We start from the raw sequence: 18,655 nt of genomic DNA on the forward strand, positions 1-18,655 counted from the left end.
CCATGAAAACGTCCAACCGAAAGTACAAGCGGCATGCTGCCCGGCATTCGATGGTCGCACTCACCGCGACTTTTCTCGCGACATTGTTGGGGTTGCCGAGCCACGCGGCATTGACCATTCCGCCGGTGCCGCTGCAGGTGGGCACTCCGTTGGCCCCCAACATCATGTTGATCCTGGACGACTCCGGATCCATGGAATGGGACTTCATGCCGGGCGCCTTCAATTCATCCTCCGTGCCGAGTGTTTCTCCGGAAAACATCAAGCTTAAGGCCTACCCCCGCAACACGATGTACTACAACCCGCATGTCGAGTACGACCCGTGGAGGACTGCCGACGGCGGCTTCGTGGCAGGAGGTACCTCGCTGGATTCGGTATGGGATGACGACGAAAGGGCCACCGATGAGGAAGATATATCGGATGAGGTGCACACTTATTATGTCCCGAAGTCCGATGGCGTAGATTTGGGTCAGACGTCAAGCTATTATCGATACCAGATACGGACCGACGGCTCGGTTTACCAAAGCGAATACGGAACGTCCGATGATTATCCCTCGCCTGAGCGAACTGTTCTGCTGTCCGAAACATCGATAAGTGCCAGCAATAGGGCGTCGAAAAAGTATCAAGTCACCGTGCCGGCGGATTCCTCGAGTCTTAGGTTTTCAATCTGGGGCGGTGATGGTGACGCTGATCTCTACGTCAACTTCGGCGATTGGCCGGATAGGGATAACGGGGATGATTGCCATGAGACGCGAAACGGCAACAGCCACTCTTGTACCTTCAATAGTTCGCGGCAGGGTGTCTACTATGTAGACATCCGTGCGGACAACTGGTTCGATAATGTGAACCTACTGGTCGATTACGGTCAGGATGGAAACGGCTGCGAAACCGACGACGATACTGGTTGGCGGAATTGCATTGCCAAAACCCCCACTGGCCGCACGCCGCAGGCCGAAGCGGAAAATTTTGCTACTTGGTATTCCTACTACCGGACCCGCCTGAAAGCGGCGAAGGGGGGCGCCAGTGCGGCCTTCTCTGACTTGGCCGGTGCAAATTACCGGGTTGGATTTACCACCATCTGGGGCCCCGACCAGTCGTCGCAGAACGCCGAGTTCCTGATCAACGTAGGCTCGAACAATGGTTTGTTCGAGGATGAGGGAAACTCGACGAATCGAACCACCTGGTTTACCCGGCTGCACGCTGCGCGGGCCAACAACGGCACCCCGTTGAAGGACGCCCTTGACCGGATGGGCCGGTACTACAGCGATGAACTGACCGGGACTACGGGAACCAGGGGGCCCTACGGGCCGGAAGCCTCGCCGCTCGAGTGCAGGCAGAACTTCTCGATCCTCACTACAGACGGCTATTGGAACAGCAATACCGTCAATGTGGGTGACCAGGACAGCACGGCGGGCGAGAACGTCACCAAGCCGGGTGAAACCGGTTCTGGGACGCCGACCTACACGCCTTCGGCGCCTTTCCAGGCGAGTGCTTCCAATACCCTGGCTGACGTGGCCATGATGTACTGGAAGACCGATCTCATGCCGGACATGGCCAATATCGTTCCTTCGAGTACGCCGAACCCCGCGTTCTGGCAGCACATGGTTACTTTCGGGATTTCACTTGGACTGCAGGGGACATTGCCGCAAAGGACGGTTGCGGATGTCATGCGCGACGGTGCGAACGGCTTTGACTGGCCCGATCCGACCGACGACGAGGACAACGAGCGTATCGATGACCTGCTGCACGCCGCTGTAAATGGCCATGGGGCCTTTGCAGCGGCGAGCAACCCCGAGGAGTTCACCGCTGCACTGAGGTCGGCGCTGGCCTCGATCGACGAGCGCACCAGCTCGGGTTCCAATATCGCCTTCAACAGTTTCACCATCAATGCCAATACCCGCACCTATGCCGCAAGCTTTGTGGCGGGGCGCTGGACCGGCGAGGTGTCGGCGTATTCGCTCGAAGGCAATGGGGTCGTGGATCCCCCCGTCTGGGTGGCCTCGGAGGGTATACCCGCCACGGGCCGCAACGTGCTCACCTATGGAGGGATCAATGGAGCCGCCGCGGCGGCGGATACGTTCCCGACGGACGACCAGCTGGCGGTCCTGGGCCAGGAAATCGCCGACTACATCGTGGGCGACCGCAGCGGTGAGGGCACCACCTATCGCACGCGGACCCACTTGTTCGGCGATATCGTCAATTCCTCACCGGTGTACGTGGCGGAAGGCACCACCGAAACGATCTATGTCGGCGCGAACGATGGCATGTTGCACGCCATCAACGCGGCGAACGGAGAAGAGCGGTTCACCTATGTGCCGGGAATACTGGAAACGGAAAAGCTCGCGGCGCTGGCGAGGCGGAATGATTTCGTCCACGAGTATTTTGTCGATGGACCAATCGTCGTCTCGACCAGGGCACAGACTCCCGGCGAGAATTTCCTGGTCGGCACCCTGGGCCGTGGTGGACGAGGCGTTTATGGCCTGGATGTAACCGACCCGACGACATTCCCCGGTTCCGGCCGGAGCTGGGAGTTTGCCGGCGACGACGACATGGGCATGGTGCTGGGCAAGCCGCAGATCGCGCGTGTCAACGTAGGCGCCAACGGAACCATGGCGGCGATCGTCTCCAACGGGATCAACAGCGTCAGCGAGACCGCCGCGCTGTTCGTGATCAACCTGGAGACCGGCGCGCTGATTGCCAAGATCGATACAGGTGCCGATACGGAAAACGGCCTGTCAGTCCCCACTGGCGTCGACAACGATGGCAACGGAACCGTTGACTTCGTCTACGCCGGAGACCTGAACGGCAACGTCTGGAAGTTCGACCTCACCAGTACCGATGAAAATGCCTGGAGCGTCAGCCGGCTGTTCACCGCGACCGCAAGCGGCGATGCGACATTGCGCCAGCCGATCACCGGTGGAATAACGCTCGCGTACAACCCCGCCACGTTCACCCCGTGGGTGTTCTTTGGTACCGGGCGTTATATCGAAGAGACCGACCCCACCGACATGTCGGTCCAGAGCTGGTATGGCATCGAGGATAACGGGACGGCCATTGCAGGGCGGGCGGCGCTTCGGGAACGCGAACTGGTGTTGGCGGGAACCATCGATGGCAAGCCGGTGAGGGCGTTCGAGCAGGCGGCTGTCGGCGATATGGCGAACTTCCGCGGGTGGGTAGTGGATCTCGAGACGCCGCCACCACCTGGTACGGCAGCGGGCGAGCGCATGATCGGGGACCAGTTCGTGGTCGCGGGCAATGTGCTGGTCGCGTCAAGCATCATTCCCGGGAGCACCGGTTGTGCAACCGACGGCTCCGGTTTCTTCAACTTTATCGACGCTTTTACCGGTGGCGCTGTGGGTTCTCCGTTCGTTGACGCGAATGGCGACGGCAATTTCGATGACAGCGACTCGTTGCCATCCGACTCCGATGGTAACGGCGAGAACGATACCAATACGCCAATCGGATCCATCGATACGGGGATTGGCATGCCCACCGATCTTGCAACGTTGCTTAACGGTGGGGGTGGCCAGTTCTGCGGAATGGGCTCAGCTGGCAAGCCAGGCTGTATCGAGTTCCAATGGGGCCCGGGTTTCGGCCGGGTGTCCTGGCGCGAAATTCTGGGGGATTGATCCATGAATAATGTAGGTAAAAGCAGTCCCGTCTGGCGTGCCGGCTACGTCCGAGGGCGCAAAAGGTTGGGGGCCGCGGGTTTCACCCTGATCGAACTGATGATTGCCGTCCTCGTGATTGCGGTCCTGATGGGGATCGCCTATCCGAGCTATCAGAACCACGTCATCAAGACGCGACGTGCGGCGGCCACTGCCTGCATGCTTGAAGCGGCGCAGTTCATGGAGCGGTTCTATACCACCAACCTGAGGTACGACACGGACGCGGGCGGCACTGCGGTAGCGCTGCCGGCAATGCAATGTGCTTCCGACATTGCGATCCACTACACAATCCAACTGGCCGCAGGCACCACCGCCACCTCGTACGCCATCGAGGGGGTGCCAGAGGGGCAGCAAGCCAGCAAGGACACCCATTGCGGGACGCTGTCGATCAACCAGGCCGGCACCAAGTCGGTGAGCACCAGCGGGACATCGGTCGGGGAGTGCTGGTAGCTTCCCTCGTCGACACAACAAAAAAAGGCCTGCAGCGATGCAGGCCTTTTTCCTTGGAATCTGGCGCCCGAAGTTGGACTCGAACCAACGACCCCCTGATTAACAGTCAAGTGCTCTAACCAGCTGAGCTATTCGGGCGGGGATGCGCATTGTAAGCGTTGCAGGGCAGGGGTCAAGCCTTGGCGCGCTCAAGGCATGAAAGGACATTCCAGGGGGCCGTCGGTCCGCTCTGTCCGTGACCGTCCGGCGACGTTCACCACCACCTTGCCCAGCAGCAGGGCCTTGTCCTCCCGGCACAGGCGAATGCTCACATTGCTGCCGTGTGACCAGCCGTCGGGTGCGAACCGCAACAGGGTACGGCCTCCCGTACTGCGCAGGGCCAATCCGGGACCAACCCGCTCCACATGATGGAGTACCGCCGCGACCGATACCGGTTGGCCATTGCGCTGAGGATCGCTGAACACGATCCAGCCGTCATCCCACACGACATCGTCGCTACAGCGCTGGCCGTCACGGCTTGGACATACACTGACCGGCTGGCCGCGCCGGACCGCGCCCATCCGGGCGACTGCCAGCGAGACGGTCAACTGGTGATAGACGGCCGTAGCATTGAGCTCCCGGTACAGGCTGGAAAGCGACGGGGCCGCCAGCACGAGCGTTGTCCCCAGAACCACCAGCGTCACCATCAACTCGATCAAGGTGAACCCACGGGCTTCCTGCCTCATTGCACCGACTCCATTCGGGAAGCCGCCAGCGTCACCCACGGACGCATGAACGGCCATCGGCGCACGACCACCCGCAGGGTAGGGAAACCCCGCGCCCGCCCCCATCCCGTGTCGTCCTACACTGGGGGTTTCGCGGCCCGACGCTCCGACACGATGAACGACGACAGCCACATCCCAGCACCGCCAACCGAAGGCAGGTTCCAACTGGTCTCGCCGTACTCCCCGGCGGGCGACCAGCCGCAGGCGATCGCCCAACTGGTCGAAGGCTTCGAGAGCGGCCTCGCGCACCAGACCTTGCTCGGCGTCACCGGCTCCGGCAAGACCTACACCATCGCCAACGTGATCCAGGCGGTGCAGAAGCCGACCCTGGTGATGGCGCCCAACAAGACCCTGGCGGCGCAGCTGTACGGCGAGTTCAAGTCGTTCTTCCCGCACAACGCGGTCGAGTACTTCGTCAGCTACTACGACTACTACCAGCCCGAGGCCTACGTGGCGGCGTCGGACACGTTCATCGAGAAGGACAGCTCGGTCAACGAGCACATCGAGCAGATGCGGCTGTCGGCGACCAAGGCGCTGCTGGAGCGGCGCGACGCGATCATTGTCTGCACGGTGTCGGCGATTTATGGCTTGGGCGACCCCAACGAATACTTCCGGATGGTCCTGCACATGGTCCGCGGCGAGCGGATCGACCAGCGCGAGCTGATCCGCCGGCTGACCGAGATGCAGTACACCCGCAACGACACCGAGCTGCGCCGCGGCACCTACCGCGTGCGTGGCGAGGTGATCGACGTGCACCCGGCCGAGTCGGAGATGGAGGCGGTGCGGATCGAGCTGTTCGACGGCGAGATCGAGAACGTCACCGCGTTCGACCCGCTGACCGGCGAGACCCTGCGCAAGCTGCCGCGCTACACCATCTACCCGAAGTCGCACTACGTCACCACGCGTCGCACCGTGCTCGACGCGGTCAAGGAGATCAAGGAGGAGCTGCGGGTCCGGCTGGAGCAGCTGTACGCGCAGAACAAGCTGGTCGAGGCGCAGCGGCTGGCCCAGCGCACCCAGTTCGACCTGGAGATGCTGGCCGAGGTCGGCTACTGCAACGGGGTCGAGAACTACAGCCGCCACCTGACCGGCCACATGCCCGGCGAGCCGCCGCCGTGCCTGTTCGACTACCTGCCGCCGGACGCGCTGCTGGTGCTCGACGAGTCGCACGTGACCGTCCCGCAGATCGGCGCGATGTACAAGGGCGACCGCTCGCGCAAGGAGACCCTGGTCGAGTTCGGTTTCCGGCTGCCGTCGGCGCTGGACAACCGCCCGCTGAAGTTCGAGGAATGGGAGCTGCGCTCGCCGCGCTCGATCTTCGTCTCCGCCACCCCGCGCGACTACGAGATGCAGAAGTCCGAAGGGCAGGTCACCGAGCTGGTGGTGCGCCCGACCGGCTTGATCGACCCGGAGGTCGAGATCCGCCCGGTCGGTACCCAGGTCGACGATGTGCTCGGCGAGATCAACGCGCGGGTCGCGCTCGGCGACCGCGTGCTGATCACCACCCTGACCAAGCGCATGGCCGAGAACCTGACCGAGTACCTCGGCGAGCACAACGTCCGCGTGCGTTACCTGCACTCGGATATCGACACCGTGGAGCGTGTCGAGATCATCCGCGACCTGCGGCTGGGCAAGTTCGACGTGCTGGTCGGCATCAACCTGCTGCGCGAGGGGCTGGACATGCCGGAGGTGTCGCTGGTGGCGATCCTCGACGCCGACAAGGAGGGCTTCCTGCGCTCGACCGGCTCGCTGATCCAGACCATCGGCCGCGCCGCTCGCAACGTCCGCGGCAAGGCGATCCTGTACGCCGACAAGGTCACCAGGTCGATGCAGGCGGCGATCGAGGAGACCGATCGTCGCCGCGAGAAGCAGCTCGAATACAACGCCGAGCACGGCATCACCCCGCAGTCGGTGGTGCGCGAGGTGGTCGACATCATGGAAGGCGCGCGGGTCGACCCGGACGCGCTCAAGGGCCGCAACCGCGCCCGCCAGGTCGCCGAGGAGGCCGCGGAGTACGCCGCGCTCAGCCCCGGCCAGCTGGCGGCCCGGATCAGGAAGCTGGAGCAGAAGATGTACCAGCACGCCCGCGACCTGGAGTTCGAGCAGGCCGCCGCCGCCCGCGACGAGCTGCACAAGCTGAAAGAACTCGGATTCGGCGCCTGACCTATTGCCCGGCGCCGCGGCCCGGGATAAACTGCGCGCCCTCTCGCCGGGTTGTTGCAGGCGAAGGGCGGTTAGCTCAGCGGTAGAGCACTACCTTGACATGGTAGGGGTCACAGGTTCGAACCCTGTACCGCCCACCAAATGTTGCGAAAACGGCCGGGTATCCCCCGGCCGTTTTTGCTTTGTGGACCCGGCGTGGTGATCCCGCACGGCCACCGGATTGCCGCCACGCCCGCGCCGCCGTTGACTTGCGCCGGGTTGTCCCCAACTATTGCAGGGTCGGTCGGCATCCAGCCGGCCCGTTTTCGAGGGTGGCCCGCGCCAACGCGCCGGCCGAGCGTGCGACATGGACACTACCACCGCCCATCGTTGAGCCCGGGGCTTCCGCATTGCGCAGGCGCCCTCGTGGCGCTTTTTGTTTGCGACAGATCTTCTGCCGCCTCTCGAAAAACCGGTTCCGTTGTAGGAGCGACGCAAGTCGCGATATCCACTACCTGACGACTGCCGGCGCGTTCGCGACTTACGTCGCTCCTACAAGAGCCTTCCAGACCCCTTCATGATCGCGATTACCCTTCCCGACGGCTCCCGCCGCGAATTCGACAACCCGGTCTCCGTCGCCGACGTCGCCACCTCGATCGGCCCCGGCCTGGCCAAGGCCGCGCTGGCCGGCAAGGTCGACGGCAAGCTGGTCGACACCGGCTTCCGGATCGACCACGACGCCGCGCTCGAGATCGTCACCGACAAGCACCCCGACGCGCTGGAAATCCTGCGCCACTCGACCGCCCACCTGCTGGCCCAGGCCGTGCAGCGCCTGTTCCCGGGCGCGCAGGTCACCATCGGCCCGGTGATCGACAACGGCTTCTATTACGACTTCGCCTACGAGCGTCCGTTCACGCCCGAGGACCTGCCGGCGATCGAGGCGGAGATGCTCAAGATCGTCAAGGAAGCCCAGCCGGTCAGCCGCAGCGTCAAGTCGCGCGACGAGGCGGTTTCCTTCTTCAAGGGAATCGGCGAGCACTACAAGGCCGAGATCATCGAATCGATCCCGGCCAGCGAGGACCTCTCGCTCTACAGCCAGGGCGAGTTCACCGACCTGTGCCGTGGCCCGCACGTCCCCGGTACCGACAAGCTGCGCAGCTTCAAGCTGATGAAGGTCGCCGGCGCGTACTGGCGTGGCGACCACAACAACCAGATGCTCAGCCGCATCTACGGCACCGCCTGGCTCAACGACAAGGAGCTCAAGGCCTACCTGCACCAACTGGAGGAGGCCGAGAAGCGCGACCACCGCAAGATCGCAAAACAGCAGGACCTGTTCCACCTGCAGGAAGAGGCCCCGGGTCTGATCTTCTGGCACCCGAAGGGCTGGTCGATCTGGCAGGTTGTCGAGCAGTACATGCGCAAGGTCTACCGTGACTCCGGCTACGCCGAGGTCCGCTGCCCGCAGATCCTCGACGTGTCGCTGTGGCAGAAGTCCGGCCACTGGGACAACTACCAGGAAAACATGTTCTTCACCGAGTCGGAGAAGCGCACCTACGCGCTCAAGCCGATGAACTGCCCGGGCCACGTGCAGGTGTTCAACCACGGCCTGCACAGCTACCGCGACCTGCCCATCCGCTACGGCGAGTTCGGCGCCTGCCACCGCAACGAGCCCTCCGGCGCGCTGCACGGCATCCTGCGCGTGCGCGGCTTCACCCAGGACGACGGCCACGTGTTCTGCACCGAGGAGCAGGTCGAGTCCGAGGTCACCGCGTTCCACGCCCAGGCGATGGCGGTCTACGCCGCGTTCGGCTTCAGCGACGTGCAGGTCAAGCTGGCCCTGCGCCCGGAGCCGCGTCTCGGCGACGACGCCACCTGGGACAAGGCCGAGGACGCCCTGCGTTCGGCCCTGCGAGCGGCGGGAGTGGAGTGGGAAGAGCTGCCCGGCGAGGGCGCCTTCTACGGCCCCAAGATCGAATACCACCTGCGCGACGCGATCGGCCGCACCTGGCAGCTGGGCACCATGCAGGTCGATTTCATGATGCCGGCCCGCCTCGGCGCCGAATACATCGACGAGGCCAGCCAGCGCCGTCACCCGGTCATGCTGCATCGCGCCATCGTCGGCTCGATGGAGCGCTTCATCGGCATCCTGATCGAGCACCACGAGGGCCGGTTCCCGGCCTGGCTGGCACCGGTGCAGGCGGTGGTGATGAACATCACCGACGCCCAGGGCGATTTTGCCGACGAGGTGCGCAGATCCCTTGCGGATCAAGGCTTCCGGGTCGAAAGCGATTTGCGCAACGAGAAAATCGGCCGTAAGATCCGCGAGCACACGCTGCAGCGCGTGCCGTACCTGCTGGTGGTCGGAGACCGCGAGAAGGAAACCGGCACCATTGCGGTGCGTACCCGCGGAGGGGAGGATTTGGGGTCGATGACCGTCGCCGAATTCGCCGCGCGTTTACGTGAAGCAGACGCAAACCAGGGCAACCTGGCCTGACCGACCCGGCCGCGAGGCGGCCGGTACAACCCCATGGGTACGCCCATACCGGAGATCGCAACATCAGCACCCCCGACAAGCCGAATCGCAAGAACCAGGAAATCCGAGTCCCCCGCGTCCGCGTCATTGGCGCCGACGGCGAGATGGTCGGCGTACTCTCGCGCGACGAGGCGCTCGAACTGGCAATGGACAGTGGCTTGGACCTGGTCGAGATCCAGCCGCACGGCGATCCGCCGGTTTGCCGCATCATGGATTTCGGCAAGTACAAGTTCGACCTGCAGAAGAAGGCCAACGCAGCCAAGAAGAAGCAGAACAAGATCGAGATCAAGGAGATCAAGTTCCGCCCCGTCACCGATGAAGGCGACTACCAGATCAAGCTGCGCAAGATGCGCGAGTTCCTGGAAGAGGGCGACAAGCTCAAGGTCAACATCCGCTTCCGTGGCCGCGAGATGAGCCACCAGGAGCTCGGCCGGCAAATGGCTGCGCGGATCGAGGCCGATCTGGGCGAGGACATCGTGATCGAGTCGCGCCCGCGCCTTGAAGGCCGGCAGATGGTGATGATGATCGCGCCGAAGAAGAAGACCTGATCCGGCCGGCTTCGATCCGACCCGCAAAAAGGCGCCGAACGGCGCCTTTCTTGTTGCCGTGTTGGATGGCCCGCCAACCGGGAGCCCGCCTTTTGTAGGAGCGACGTAAGTCGCGATCTCACGGCGAATCCGGATATCAGTGAAATCGCGACTTACGTCGCTCCTACACCCTGGCGAGCTCTGTCGCACGGCTGATTTGCAAGCCATCACCTCAACCCCCATAATGGCCGGCCCGGTTCGCCGGGATGTTGCACGCACCACCCAGGACACGTCGCTGCATTTCGAAGGTTTCCTTCGCGATCAACGACTTACAACCGGACCGGGCAGGACGGAAAGAGTGGCCATGCCACCGCCCAGGCCAGTTACAAGAACCCGAAAGGACATCCGCAATGCCCAAGATCAAGACCCACCGTGGAGCGGCGAAGCGTTTTCGCAAGACCGCTTCCGGCAAGTTCAAGTGCGGCCACGCCAACCGTAGCCACATCCTCACCAAGAAGTCGACCAAGCGGAAGCGCAACCTGAGGCAGACGAACCACGTCCGCGCCGAAGATGCCGGCCGTATCGCCCGCATGCTGCCGTACGCCTGAGGAGGACTGAGAAATGGCACGAGTCAAACGTGGTGTACAGGCGCGTCGGCGCCACAAGAAAATCCTGAAGCAGGCCAAGGGCTACTACCACGCCCGCCGCAAGGTCTTCCGCGTCGCCAAGCAGGCGGTGACGAAGGCCCTGCAGTACGCCTACATCGGCCGCAAGCAGAAGAAGCGCAATTTCCGTTCGCTGTGGATCACCCGCATCAACGCGGCCGCCCGCGCCAACGGCATGAGCTACAGCCGCTTCATGAACGGCCTGATGAAGGCCGGCATCACCCTCGACCGCAAGGTGCTGGCGGACATCGCCGTGCACGACGCGGCGGGTTTTGCCGCGCTGACCGAGAAGGCCAAGGGCGCGCTCGCAGCGTAAGGTGTCGCATCGTCCGCGCGGTTCGCCGCGCGACGGTCAGGCAACGAAGTACACGCATGGGGAAGGGCGCAAGTCCTTCCCCATGTTTCGTTTTGGGGAGTGAGTTTGTCCCGGGACTTCCTCTGGCTTGTAGGAGCGACGTAAGTCGCGACCCGCCGAACCCGTGGGACGATGTACAGGTCGCGACTCACGTCGCTCCTACATTGGGGCCGCTGGTGATTTTCAGGATTGCGCATGAGTGACATCGAAGCACTGACCGGCCGGGCACTGGCCGACATCGCCGCCGCCGGGTCGCCCGAGGCGATCGAGGCATTGCGGGTGGCCCTGCTCGGCAAGTCCGGCAGCGTGACCGCCCAGCTCAAGCAGCTCGGTACCTTGCCGGGCGACCAGCGCAAGGCCGCCGGCGAGGCGATCAACAAGGCGCGCGACGCCCTGTCGACCGCGCTGGCCGAGCGCAAGGCCGCGCTGGATGCCGCCGCGCTGGATGCCCGCCTGGCCTCGGAAACCATCGACGTCACCCTGCCGGGCATCGACGGCGCCCGTGGCGGCCTGCACCCGGTCAGCCGCACCCTCGAACGCATCGCCGACATCTTCGGCCGGCTCGGTTTCGAGCTCGCCGACGGCCCCGAGATCGAGGACGACTGGCACAACTTCGAGGCGCTGAACTTCCCGCCGCACCATCCCGCGCGGGCGATGCACGACACCTTCTACTTCGACGACGGCCGCCTGCTGCGCACCCACACCTCGGGCGTGCAGGTGCGCTACATGAAGGACCTGCTCGCCGCCGGCGGCCAGCCGCCGCTGCGCATGATCGCCGCGGGCAAGGTCTACCGCAGCGACAGCGACCAGACCCACACCCCGATGTTCCACCAGGTCGAAGGCCTGCTGGTCGACGAGCACGCCAGCTTCGCCGACCTCAAGGGCACCCTGGCCGAGTTCGTGCGCGCGTTCTTCGAGCGCGACTTCGAGATGCGTTTCCGCCCGAGCTACTTCCCCTTCACCGAACCCTCGGCAGAGGTCGACATCGCCTGGCAGCAGCCCGACGGCAGCACCCGCTGGCTGGAAGTGCTCGGCTGCGGCATGGTCCATCCGAACGTGCTGCGCAACGTCGGCATCGATCCGGAGAAGTACACCGGCTACGCGTTCGGCCTCGGCGTCGAGCGCTTCGCGATGCTCCGCTACGGGGTCGACGACCTGCGCAGCTTCTTCGACAACGACGTGCGCTTCCTGCGCCAGTTCGCGTAACCGGGGGCGACCATGAAATTCTCCGAAAGCTGGCTGCGCCAGCACGTACCGACCCAGGCGACCCGCGACGAACTGGTGGCGACGCTGACCGCGATCGGCCTCGAGGTCGAGGAGGTCACCGCGCTGGGCGAGTCGCTCGACGGCGTGGTGGTCGCGCAGATCCTCAGCGCCGAAAAGCACCCCGAGGCCGACCGCCTGCAGGTCTGCCAGGTCGACGCCGGCAATGGCGAGACCGTGCAGATCGTCTGCGGCGCCCCCAACGCGCGCGCTGGCCTGAAGGCGCCGCTGGCCAAGGTCGGCGCGGTGTTGCCGGGCGGGATGCAGATCAAGCCGGCGAAGCTGCGCGGCGTGGAGTCGTTCGGCATGCTGTGCTCGGCGAAGGAGTTGGAGACCGACAACGATGCCTCCGGCCTGCTGGAACTGCCCGAGTCCGCCGTCGCCGGCCAGCCAGTCGGCGAACTGCTCGACCTGCCCGACGCCAGCATCGAGATCAAGCTGACCCCCAACCGCGCCGACTGCTTCGGGGTGCGTGGCATCGCCTTCGACGTCGCCGCCGCTTCCGGTGGTGCGGTTGCGCCGCTGGCGATCGATCCGGTTGCCGCCGCCAGCGACGCCCGGCTCGAAATCGAGCTGCACGCCGGTGCCGACGCGCCACGCTACTGCGGCCGCGTGATCGAGGGCGTGGATGCCGCTGCGCAGACTCCGCTGTGGATGGCCGAACGCCTGCGCCGCAGCGGCGTGCGCCCGGTGTCGCTGCTGGTCGACGTGACCCAGTACGTGATGCTGGAGCTGGGCCAGCCGATGCATGCCTTCGACCGCGACCTGCTGACCGGTCCGGTCGGCGTGCGCCGCGCCCGCGCCGGTGAATCGCTGAAGCTGCTCGATGGCCGCGACGCCAAGGTCGACGAGCAGTTCCTGCTGGTCACCGACGCCGACCGTCCGGTCGCGCTGGCCGGTGTCATGGGCGGCTTCGACAGCCGCGTCACCGACGCCAGCCGCAACGTGTTCCTGGAGTCGGCCCACTTCGCGCCCAACGCGATCATCGGCCGCAGCCGCAAGCTCGGCCTGCACACCGACGCCGCGCACCGCTTCGAGCGCGGCGTCGACCCCGCGCTGCCACGCACCGCGATCGAGTACGCGACCCGGCTGGTCCTCGACATCGCCGGCGGCACGCCCGGCCCGGTGGTCGAAGCGGCGTTGCCCGAACACATGCCGCAGCCGCAGCCGATCGCCCTGCGCCGCGCCCGCGTCGCGCGAGTGCTCGGCCTGGAAATCGCCGATGCCGAGATCGAGCGCATCCTCACCGCGCTCGGCCTGACGGTGGAAGCCGATGCCGACGGCTGGCAGGTCACCGCCCCGAGCCGCCGCTTCGACATCGCGATCGAAGAGGATCTGATCGAGGAGATCGCCCGCATCCACGGCTACGACGCGATCCCGACCACGCTGCCGGCCGGCGCCTCGCGGCTGGTGGCGCCCAGCGAGGAGACCGTCGAGGACGCCGGCGTACGCCGCCAGCTCGCCGCCCGCGACTACCTGGAAGCGATCAACTACGCCTTCGTCGATGCCGACCTGCTCGCCACGTGGAGCCTGACCGACGGCGCGGTGCCGCTGGCCAATCCGCTCAGCGCCGAACTGGGCGTGATGCGCACGTCGCTGCTGCCGGGCCTGGTCGCCGCGCTCGGCCGCAACGCCGCGCGCCAGCAGTCGCGGGTGCGGTTGTTCGAGCTGGGCAACGTGTTCACCGCGGTCGCCAACGCCGCGCCGCTGCACACCCGTCGCATCGCCGCGGTCGCCTGCGGCGATGCCGTGGCCGAGCAGTGGGGCATCGCCGAACGCAAGGTCGGCTTCCACGACCTCAAGGGCGACCTCGACAGCCTCGCCGCGCTGTCCGGCGCGCGCCTCGACTACCGGCCCTCGCAGCCGGCGTGGGCGCACCCGGGGCGCTCGGCCGATGTCTGGCGGCTCGACGATGGCGGCAAGGACACCCGCCTCGGCTGGATCGGCCAACTGCATCCGCGCCTGCAGCATGCGCTGGAGATCGACGTCGACGTGGTCGCGTTCGAACTCGACCTCGCGCCGCTGCTGGCGCGTCCGCTGCCAAAGGCCGGCGGTCAGTCGAAATACCCGTCGGTCCGTCGCGACCTGGCGTTCGTGGTCGCCGAATCGGTCAGCTGGGCCGCGCTGTCCGCCAGCGTCCGCAAGGCGGCCGGCCCGGTGCTGCGCGACCTCGTGCTGTTCGACGTGTACCAGGGCAAGGGCGTTGAATCAGGATGCAAGAGTCTCGCTATGGGCTTGATTTTGCAGGAACAATCACGCACGCTGACTGACGGTGAAGTGGACGCGGCGATTGCCGCCGTGACCACGACGCTGCAACACGAGCACGATGCCGCGATCCGCGGCTGAAGGAAGCAGGCGATGGCACTGACCAAGGCGGAGATGGCCGAGCGACTCTTTGACGAGGTCGGCCTCAACAAGCGCGAGGCGAAGGAATTCGTCGACGCATTCTTCGACTCCCTGCGCCAGGCGCTGGAAGGCGGACGCCAGGTCAAGCTGTCGGGCTTCGGCAATTTCGACCTGCGCCGCAAGAACCAGCGTCCCGGCCGCAACCCCAAGACCGGCGAGGAAATTCCGATCTCGGCACGCACCGTGGTGACCTTCCGCCCCGGCCAGAAGCTGAAGGAGCGGGTGGAAGCCTATTCCGGCGCACCGGCAGGAGCGTCGCATGCTTGATCCCGGCAGCAACCGCGAACTTCCGCCGATCCCGGCCAAGCGCTACTTCACCATCGGCGAGGTCAGCGAGCTGTGCGACGTCAAGCCGCACGTGCTGCGCTACTGGGAAACCGAGTTTCCCACGCTCAACCCGGTCAAGCGCCGTGGCAACCGCCGCTACTACCAGCGCCACGAGGTGCTGATGGTGCGGCAGATCCGAGGCCTGCTGTACGAGCAGGGCTACACCATCGGTGGCGCCCGCCTGCGGCTGGAAGGCGAGGCCGGCAAGGACGAGTCCGCGCTGAGCTCGCAGATCATCAAGCAGGTGCGGATGGAGTTGGAAGAAGTCCTGCAACTGCTGCGCCGCTGATTCTTCCAAGCGGGCAAAACCGCTATACTTGCCGCCCGCTTCCAAGCAGGCGGAAATCGCATCAAATCGGGGCGTAGCGCAGCCTGGTAGCGCACCTGTCTGGGGGACAGGTGGTCGTCGGTTCAAATCCGGCCGTCCCGACCAATTCGAAATCGTCCGACGCCCGGCCCTGCCGGGCGTTTGCCGTTCGGGGAACTTGTATCCGGGCAGCGCGGTCGGACCTCGCGCATGGACGCGGCGGCATCACCAGTCGCGGGCCAGGCGCTTCTTCCCCGATCCGAAATGGAGTTCATGCGATGCACGCAGCCTTGTTGATGGGCCTTGTTGCGCTGGCGGGCGCCCCGTCGCCGGCCGCCACCGCCGTGGCGGCCCTCGCCACGCCACCAGCCCTGCCATCGGGCGACGTCGACGAATCCGGTCGCGGCGCCATCCGCGATCTCGACACCGTCATGGTCACCGGCGTGCAGCCGGGACCGGGGATGTGGAAGGTGTCGCGCGGCGACCACGAAATGTGGGTACTCGGGGTGGTGTCGCCGTTGCCCGATGCGATGACCTGGCAATCGGCCGAGGTGGAGGCGGTGGTGGCCCGGGCCGGGCAGATACTGCAGTCGCCGATGTGGGTGGTCGATTCCGACGTCGGCATCTTCAAGGGCCTGAGCCTGCTGCCGGCGGCGCTGCGTGCGCGTCGAAACCCCGACGGTGCCGAGCTTGAGGACGTGCTGCCACCGGCGTTGCACGCACGCTGGCAGGTGCAGAAAGACAAGTACCTGGGCTGGGAGTTTGGAATCGAGCGCTGGCGGCCGATGTTTGCCGCGGAAAAGCTGGAGCGCAAGGCCATGGAGCGGCTGGGCCTGGACAGCAACGTGGTGGCTCCGGTGATCAACGCCGCGGCCGCGCGGGCGGGGCTGAAGCCGACGCCGATCCAGGTCAGGACATCCATCGATGCCCCGCGTGAATTGCTGAAGGAGTTCAACCGCGCATCGCTCGACGACACCGCATGCCTGGAGCGCACCGTGGCGGTGCTCGAACACGAACTGCCGAAGCTGGCCGCACGCGCCAATGCCTGGGCGATCGGTGACCTGGAAACCTTGAGGCGGCTGCCTTACGACAGCCTGGAATGGAGCTGCCTGGAGTCGGTGCTGCAGAGCGATATCGGGCGCCGGCTCGGTTACGATGACCTGCCGATGCAGATCGAGCGTGCGTGGCTGGAGGCCGCCGAGAAGGCGCTGGCGGAACACGCGGTCACGCTCGCGCTGCTGCCGATGGAGCAGGTACTCGCGGCGGACGGCTACCTGGCCAAGCTGCAGGGCCAGGGGTATGTGGTGCACGGACCGGAGGCGCCGCAGGCTTCGGACGCGGCTCCGGTAACGGGAACGGAGTGACTGGCGATCGTCCTGCCCGGATTTTCGAACGTCACGGGTCCAGCGGTCGCCTCATGCGACCGCCTGCCTCGCCGGCATTTCTGCGAGCTCGACCGGCGACTGCTCCAGCCGCGTGCGCAGGCGCCCGGCCAGGCGAAGCCCAAGCGCCACGATCGTGAATGTCGGGAACGCCCAGCCGCCAGCGGGGAACACCGAGCTGCCGGCCACGTGCAGGTTGTCGACACCGTGCACCTTGCAGTCGCGGTCGACGACGCCACTGGCGGGGTCGTCGGACATGCGCGTGGTGCCCATGTGGTGCGAGGTGCCGAAGACCTCCGGAACCGGGTTGTCATCCGCACGCAACCAAGGCTCCAGTTCGAACCGGCCGTTGCATACGCGCGCCAGTTCGTCCCCGAACAGGCGGGCGGCGACCCGGTAGGTATGCATGTCCAGCGCATTCAGGCGCCAGTCCACGCAGACCCTGCGCAGGCCGAGCGCATCCGTCTCGCGGCCCAGGGTGATGCGACTCGCGGGGTTGGGGGCCTGCTCGAAGTAGCCGACCACGTCGACGCGTTCGGTCTTCACCGTGGGCTTGCCGGCCAGCTTGCGTCCGACGGCCCAGGCCAGGTCGCCGACACCCAGGCCCAGGTCCAGCGCGAGCCTGGCGGTGCTCTCGGTGGGCGGTACGACCTCGCGGACGTACTGGGGCTCGCCGTTGTGGCGGATGCACAGCCGTTCCTTCAATGACAGTTCCCAGTCCCGCGACCGGGCGCGGTGGGCCGCCTTGAGTCCGCGCAGGGCCTGGATGCCTTTCGGCACCGCCCCCTCCACCGCGAAGGGACGAAGGCGTCCGTTGAGGATCCGGTGGTCCTCCTGCGCCTTCTCCGACAGGCAGATCTCCGGGTGCGAAGGCAGCGGACGCTTCGCGAGGTTGCGGTCGTAGGGGCGTGTAAGCGTCTCGGGACTGCCGGTGACGATGGTGCCCAGCTTCCCGCTGGGGTGGTCCATGAAGTAGCGCCCCACCAGGTCGCGGTCATTGCCGAGGCCGTGCGGTACCACCGAGTCGGACAGCAGCAGCAGCCGCGCGTTCTCGATGCCGCCCGCCGCCAGCACGTAGTGCCGCGCCCGGGCGCGGCCGCGTTTTCCATCCAGTGTCGCGATCCGCGCCTCCTCGACGGCGGTGCCGCCGGGGGCGGCCTGCAGTCCGGTCAGGTTGGCATGCAGCAGGATCCGCACGTTCGGCGCCTGTTCGAATTCCGATTGGTACGCGCTGCCGAAGTGGACCGGGCTTGCCGCGAATATCCGGGTCACCAGCTTGCGCTCGTCGAAGTCGAGCGGGGCCAGCTCGGGCGGGGTCAGGAACGAGCCCTTGGCGAACTCGTGGGACTCGATCCCGCAAAACGCCCGCGCCTGCCGGTAGTCGGCCTCCAGCTCGGGATAGGTTACCGGCCAGCCGCTGTGGGGGACCCAGTTGCGCCGGTCCAGCGCGGTTCCCAGCGGGATGCAGCCGCGACCCCAGAGATTGCAGGTGCCACCGAACGCGCGCATCCGCGAGGCGGCCGGGTCGAATGGCGGGTTACCGATCGAGGAGCCTTCGTAAAGCGCCTGGTACCTCTCTTCGGCTTCCATGCCGCCGCCCGCGACGATGCAGACGGTGACCGCCGTGCCGATGAAGGGGCGCGCGACGGACAGGCCCGCGACCCCGGCGCCGATGATGCAGATGTCCGCGTCAATATCCGCCGGGCACGCACCGTCTCCATAATTGATGATCAAGAAATGTTCCCCTTTCCGGGATAGCCGCGCCGGCCACAGTGCAGACGCGGGGCTATCGGAAAGGAACGCGACGAGGCCGGCGTGCCGGCCAGAAACGGGGGGAGGTGCCCCGGCGGTCCGGGCCGGCGCTTCCGC

At 65.8% G+C, this 18,655-nt stretch carries 14 protein-coding genes and 3 tRNA genes; 14 read left to right on the plus strand and 3 right to left on the minus strand.

Going from position 1 to position 18,655, the window contains the following annotated elements:
* The first annotated feature begins 2 nt into the window (after nt 1–2).
* Entirely contained in the window at nt 3–3,626 is a 3,624-nt protein-coding gene (locus ACT9AS_RS09500) for a PilC/PilY family type IV pilus protein (RefSeq protein WP_445099902.1), read from the plus strand.
* A gap of 3 nt (nt 3,627–3,629) precedes the next feature.
* A complete protein-coding gene (locus tag ACT9AS_RS09505; protein WP_445099903.1) occupies nt 3,630–4,115 on the plus strand; it encodes a type IV pilin protein in 486 nt (161 codons plus the stop codon).
* Nucleotides 4,116–4,176: 61 nt separating this feature from the next.
* On the opposite strand, the gene ACT9AS_RS09510 is transcribed toward ACT9AS_RS09505, so the two are convergent.
* Nucleotides 4,177–4,253, minus strand: a tRNA-Asn gene (locus ACT9AS_RS09510).
* 50 nt (nt 4,254–4,303) lie between these two features.
* Nucleotides 4,304–4,840 (minus strand): GspH/FimT family pseudopilin, encoded by a 537-nt coding sequence (locus ACT9AS_RS09515; RefSeq protein ID WP_445099904.1) that lies wholly within the window; start codon nt 4,838–4,840, stop codon nt 4,304–4,306.
* Nucleotides 4,841–4,993: 153 nt separating this feature from the next.
* Between ACT9AS_RS09515 and uvrB the strand changes: the two genes are divergently transcribed.
* The 12 genes from uvrB (at nt 4,994) to ACT9AS_RS09575 (ending at nt 16,768) form a co-directional block, all read left to right on the plus strand.
* Nucleotides 4,994–7,042: an excinuclease ABC subunit UvrB gene (gene uvrB / locus ACT9AS_RS09520; RefSeq protein ID WP_445099905.1), complete on the plus strand. Its 2,049-nt coding sequence runs from the start codon at nt 4,994–4,996 to the stop codon at nt 7,040–7,042.
* A gap of 65 nt (nt 7,043–7,107) precedes the next feature.
* Nucleotides 7,108–7,182: transfer RNA gene (locus ACT9AS_RS09525), tRNA-Val, on the plus strand.
* Between the two features lie 416 nt (nt 7,183–7,598).
* Nucleotides 7,599–9,515 (plus strand): threonine--tRNA ligase, encoded by a 1,917-nt coding sequence (gene thrS / locus ACT9AS_RS09530; RefSeq protein WP_445099906.1) that lies wholly within the window; start codon nt 7,599–7,601, stop codon nt 9,513–9,515.
* Nucleotides 9,516–9,577: 62 nt separating this feature from the next.
* A complete protein-coding gene (infC, locus tag ACT9AS_RS09535) occupies nt 9,578–10,102 on the plus strand; it encodes a translation initiation factor IF-3 (RefSeq protein WP_445100347.1) in 525 nt (174 codons plus the stop codon).
* A 389-nt stretch (nt 10,103–10,491) separates the two neighbouring features.
* The gene (gene rpmI, locus ACT9AS_RS09540; RefSeq protein WP_332613670.1) at nt 10,492–10,689 is read left to right on the plus strand and encodes a 50S ribosomal protein L35; all 198 of its coding nucleotides are present in this window, start codon (nt 10,492–10,494) and stop codon (nt 10,687–10,689) included.
* A 13-nt stretch (nt 10,690–10,702) separates the two neighbouring features.
* Nucleotides 10,703–11,062 carry a 50S ribosomal protein L20 gene (rplT, locus tag ACT9AS_RS09545; protein ID WP_445099907.1) on the plus strand — a complete coding sequence of 120 codons (360 nt, stop codon included), beginning with the start codon at nt 10,703–10,705 and terminating at the stop codon, nt 11,060–11,062.
* 234 nt (nt 11,063–11,296) lie between these two features.
* Nucleotides 11,297–12,307, plus strand: a complete 1,011-nt coding sequence (gene pheS / locus ACT9AS_RS09550; protein ID WP_445099908.1) for a phenylalanine--tRNA ligase subunit alpha — start codon at nt 11,297–11,299, stop codon at nt 12,305–12,307.
* A gap of 12 nt (nt 12,308–12,319) precedes the next feature.
* Nucleotides 12,320–14,710, plus strand: a complete 2,391-nt coding sequence (gene pheT / locus ACT9AS_RS09555) for a phenylalanine--tRNA ligase subunit beta (protein ID WP_445099909.1) — start codon at nt 12,320–12,322, stop codon at nt 14,708–14,710.
* A gap of 12 nt (nt 14,711–14,722) precedes the next feature.
* Nucleotides 14,723–15,037 (plus strand): integration host factor subunit alpha, encoded by a 315-nt coding sequence (ihfA, locus tag ACT9AS_RS09560; protein WP_445099910.1) that lies wholly within the window; start codon nt 14,723–14,725, stop codon nt 15,035–15,037.
* The gene (locus ACT9AS_RS09565; RefSeq protein ID WP_332613675.1) at nt 15,030–15,386 is read left to right on the plus strand and encodes a MerR family transcriptional regulator; all 357 of its coding nucleotides are present in this window, start codon (nt 15,030–15,032) and stop codon (nt 15,384–15,386) included. Before ihfA ends, ACT9AS_RS09565 begins: the two co-directional genes overlap by 8 nt.
* A gap of 67 nt (nt 15,387–15,453) precedes the next feature.
* Nucleotides 15,454–15,530 (plus strand) — tRNA-Pro (locus ACT9AS_RS09570).
* A gap of 152 nt (nt 15,531–15,682) precedes the next feature.
* Nucleotides 15,683–16,768, plus strand: a complete 1,086-nt coding sequence (locus ACT9AS_RS09575; RefSeq protein ID WP_445099911.1) for a TraB/GumN family protein — start codon at nt 15,683–15,685, stop codon at nt 16,766–16,768.
* A 51-nt stretch (nt 16,769–16,819) separates the two neighbouring features.
* On the opposite strand, the gene ACT9AS_RS09580 is transcribed toward ACT9AS_RS09575, so the two are convergent.
* A complete protein-coding gene (locus tag ACT9AS_RS09580) occupies nt 16,820–18,520 on the minus strand; it encodes a GMC oxidoreductase (protein WP_445099912.1) in 1,701 nt (566 codons plus the stop codon).
* Nucleotides 18,521–18,655: the final 135 nt, after the last annotated feature.

The sequence above is a fragment of the Lysobacter sp. F60174L2 genome, assembly GCF_052547135.1.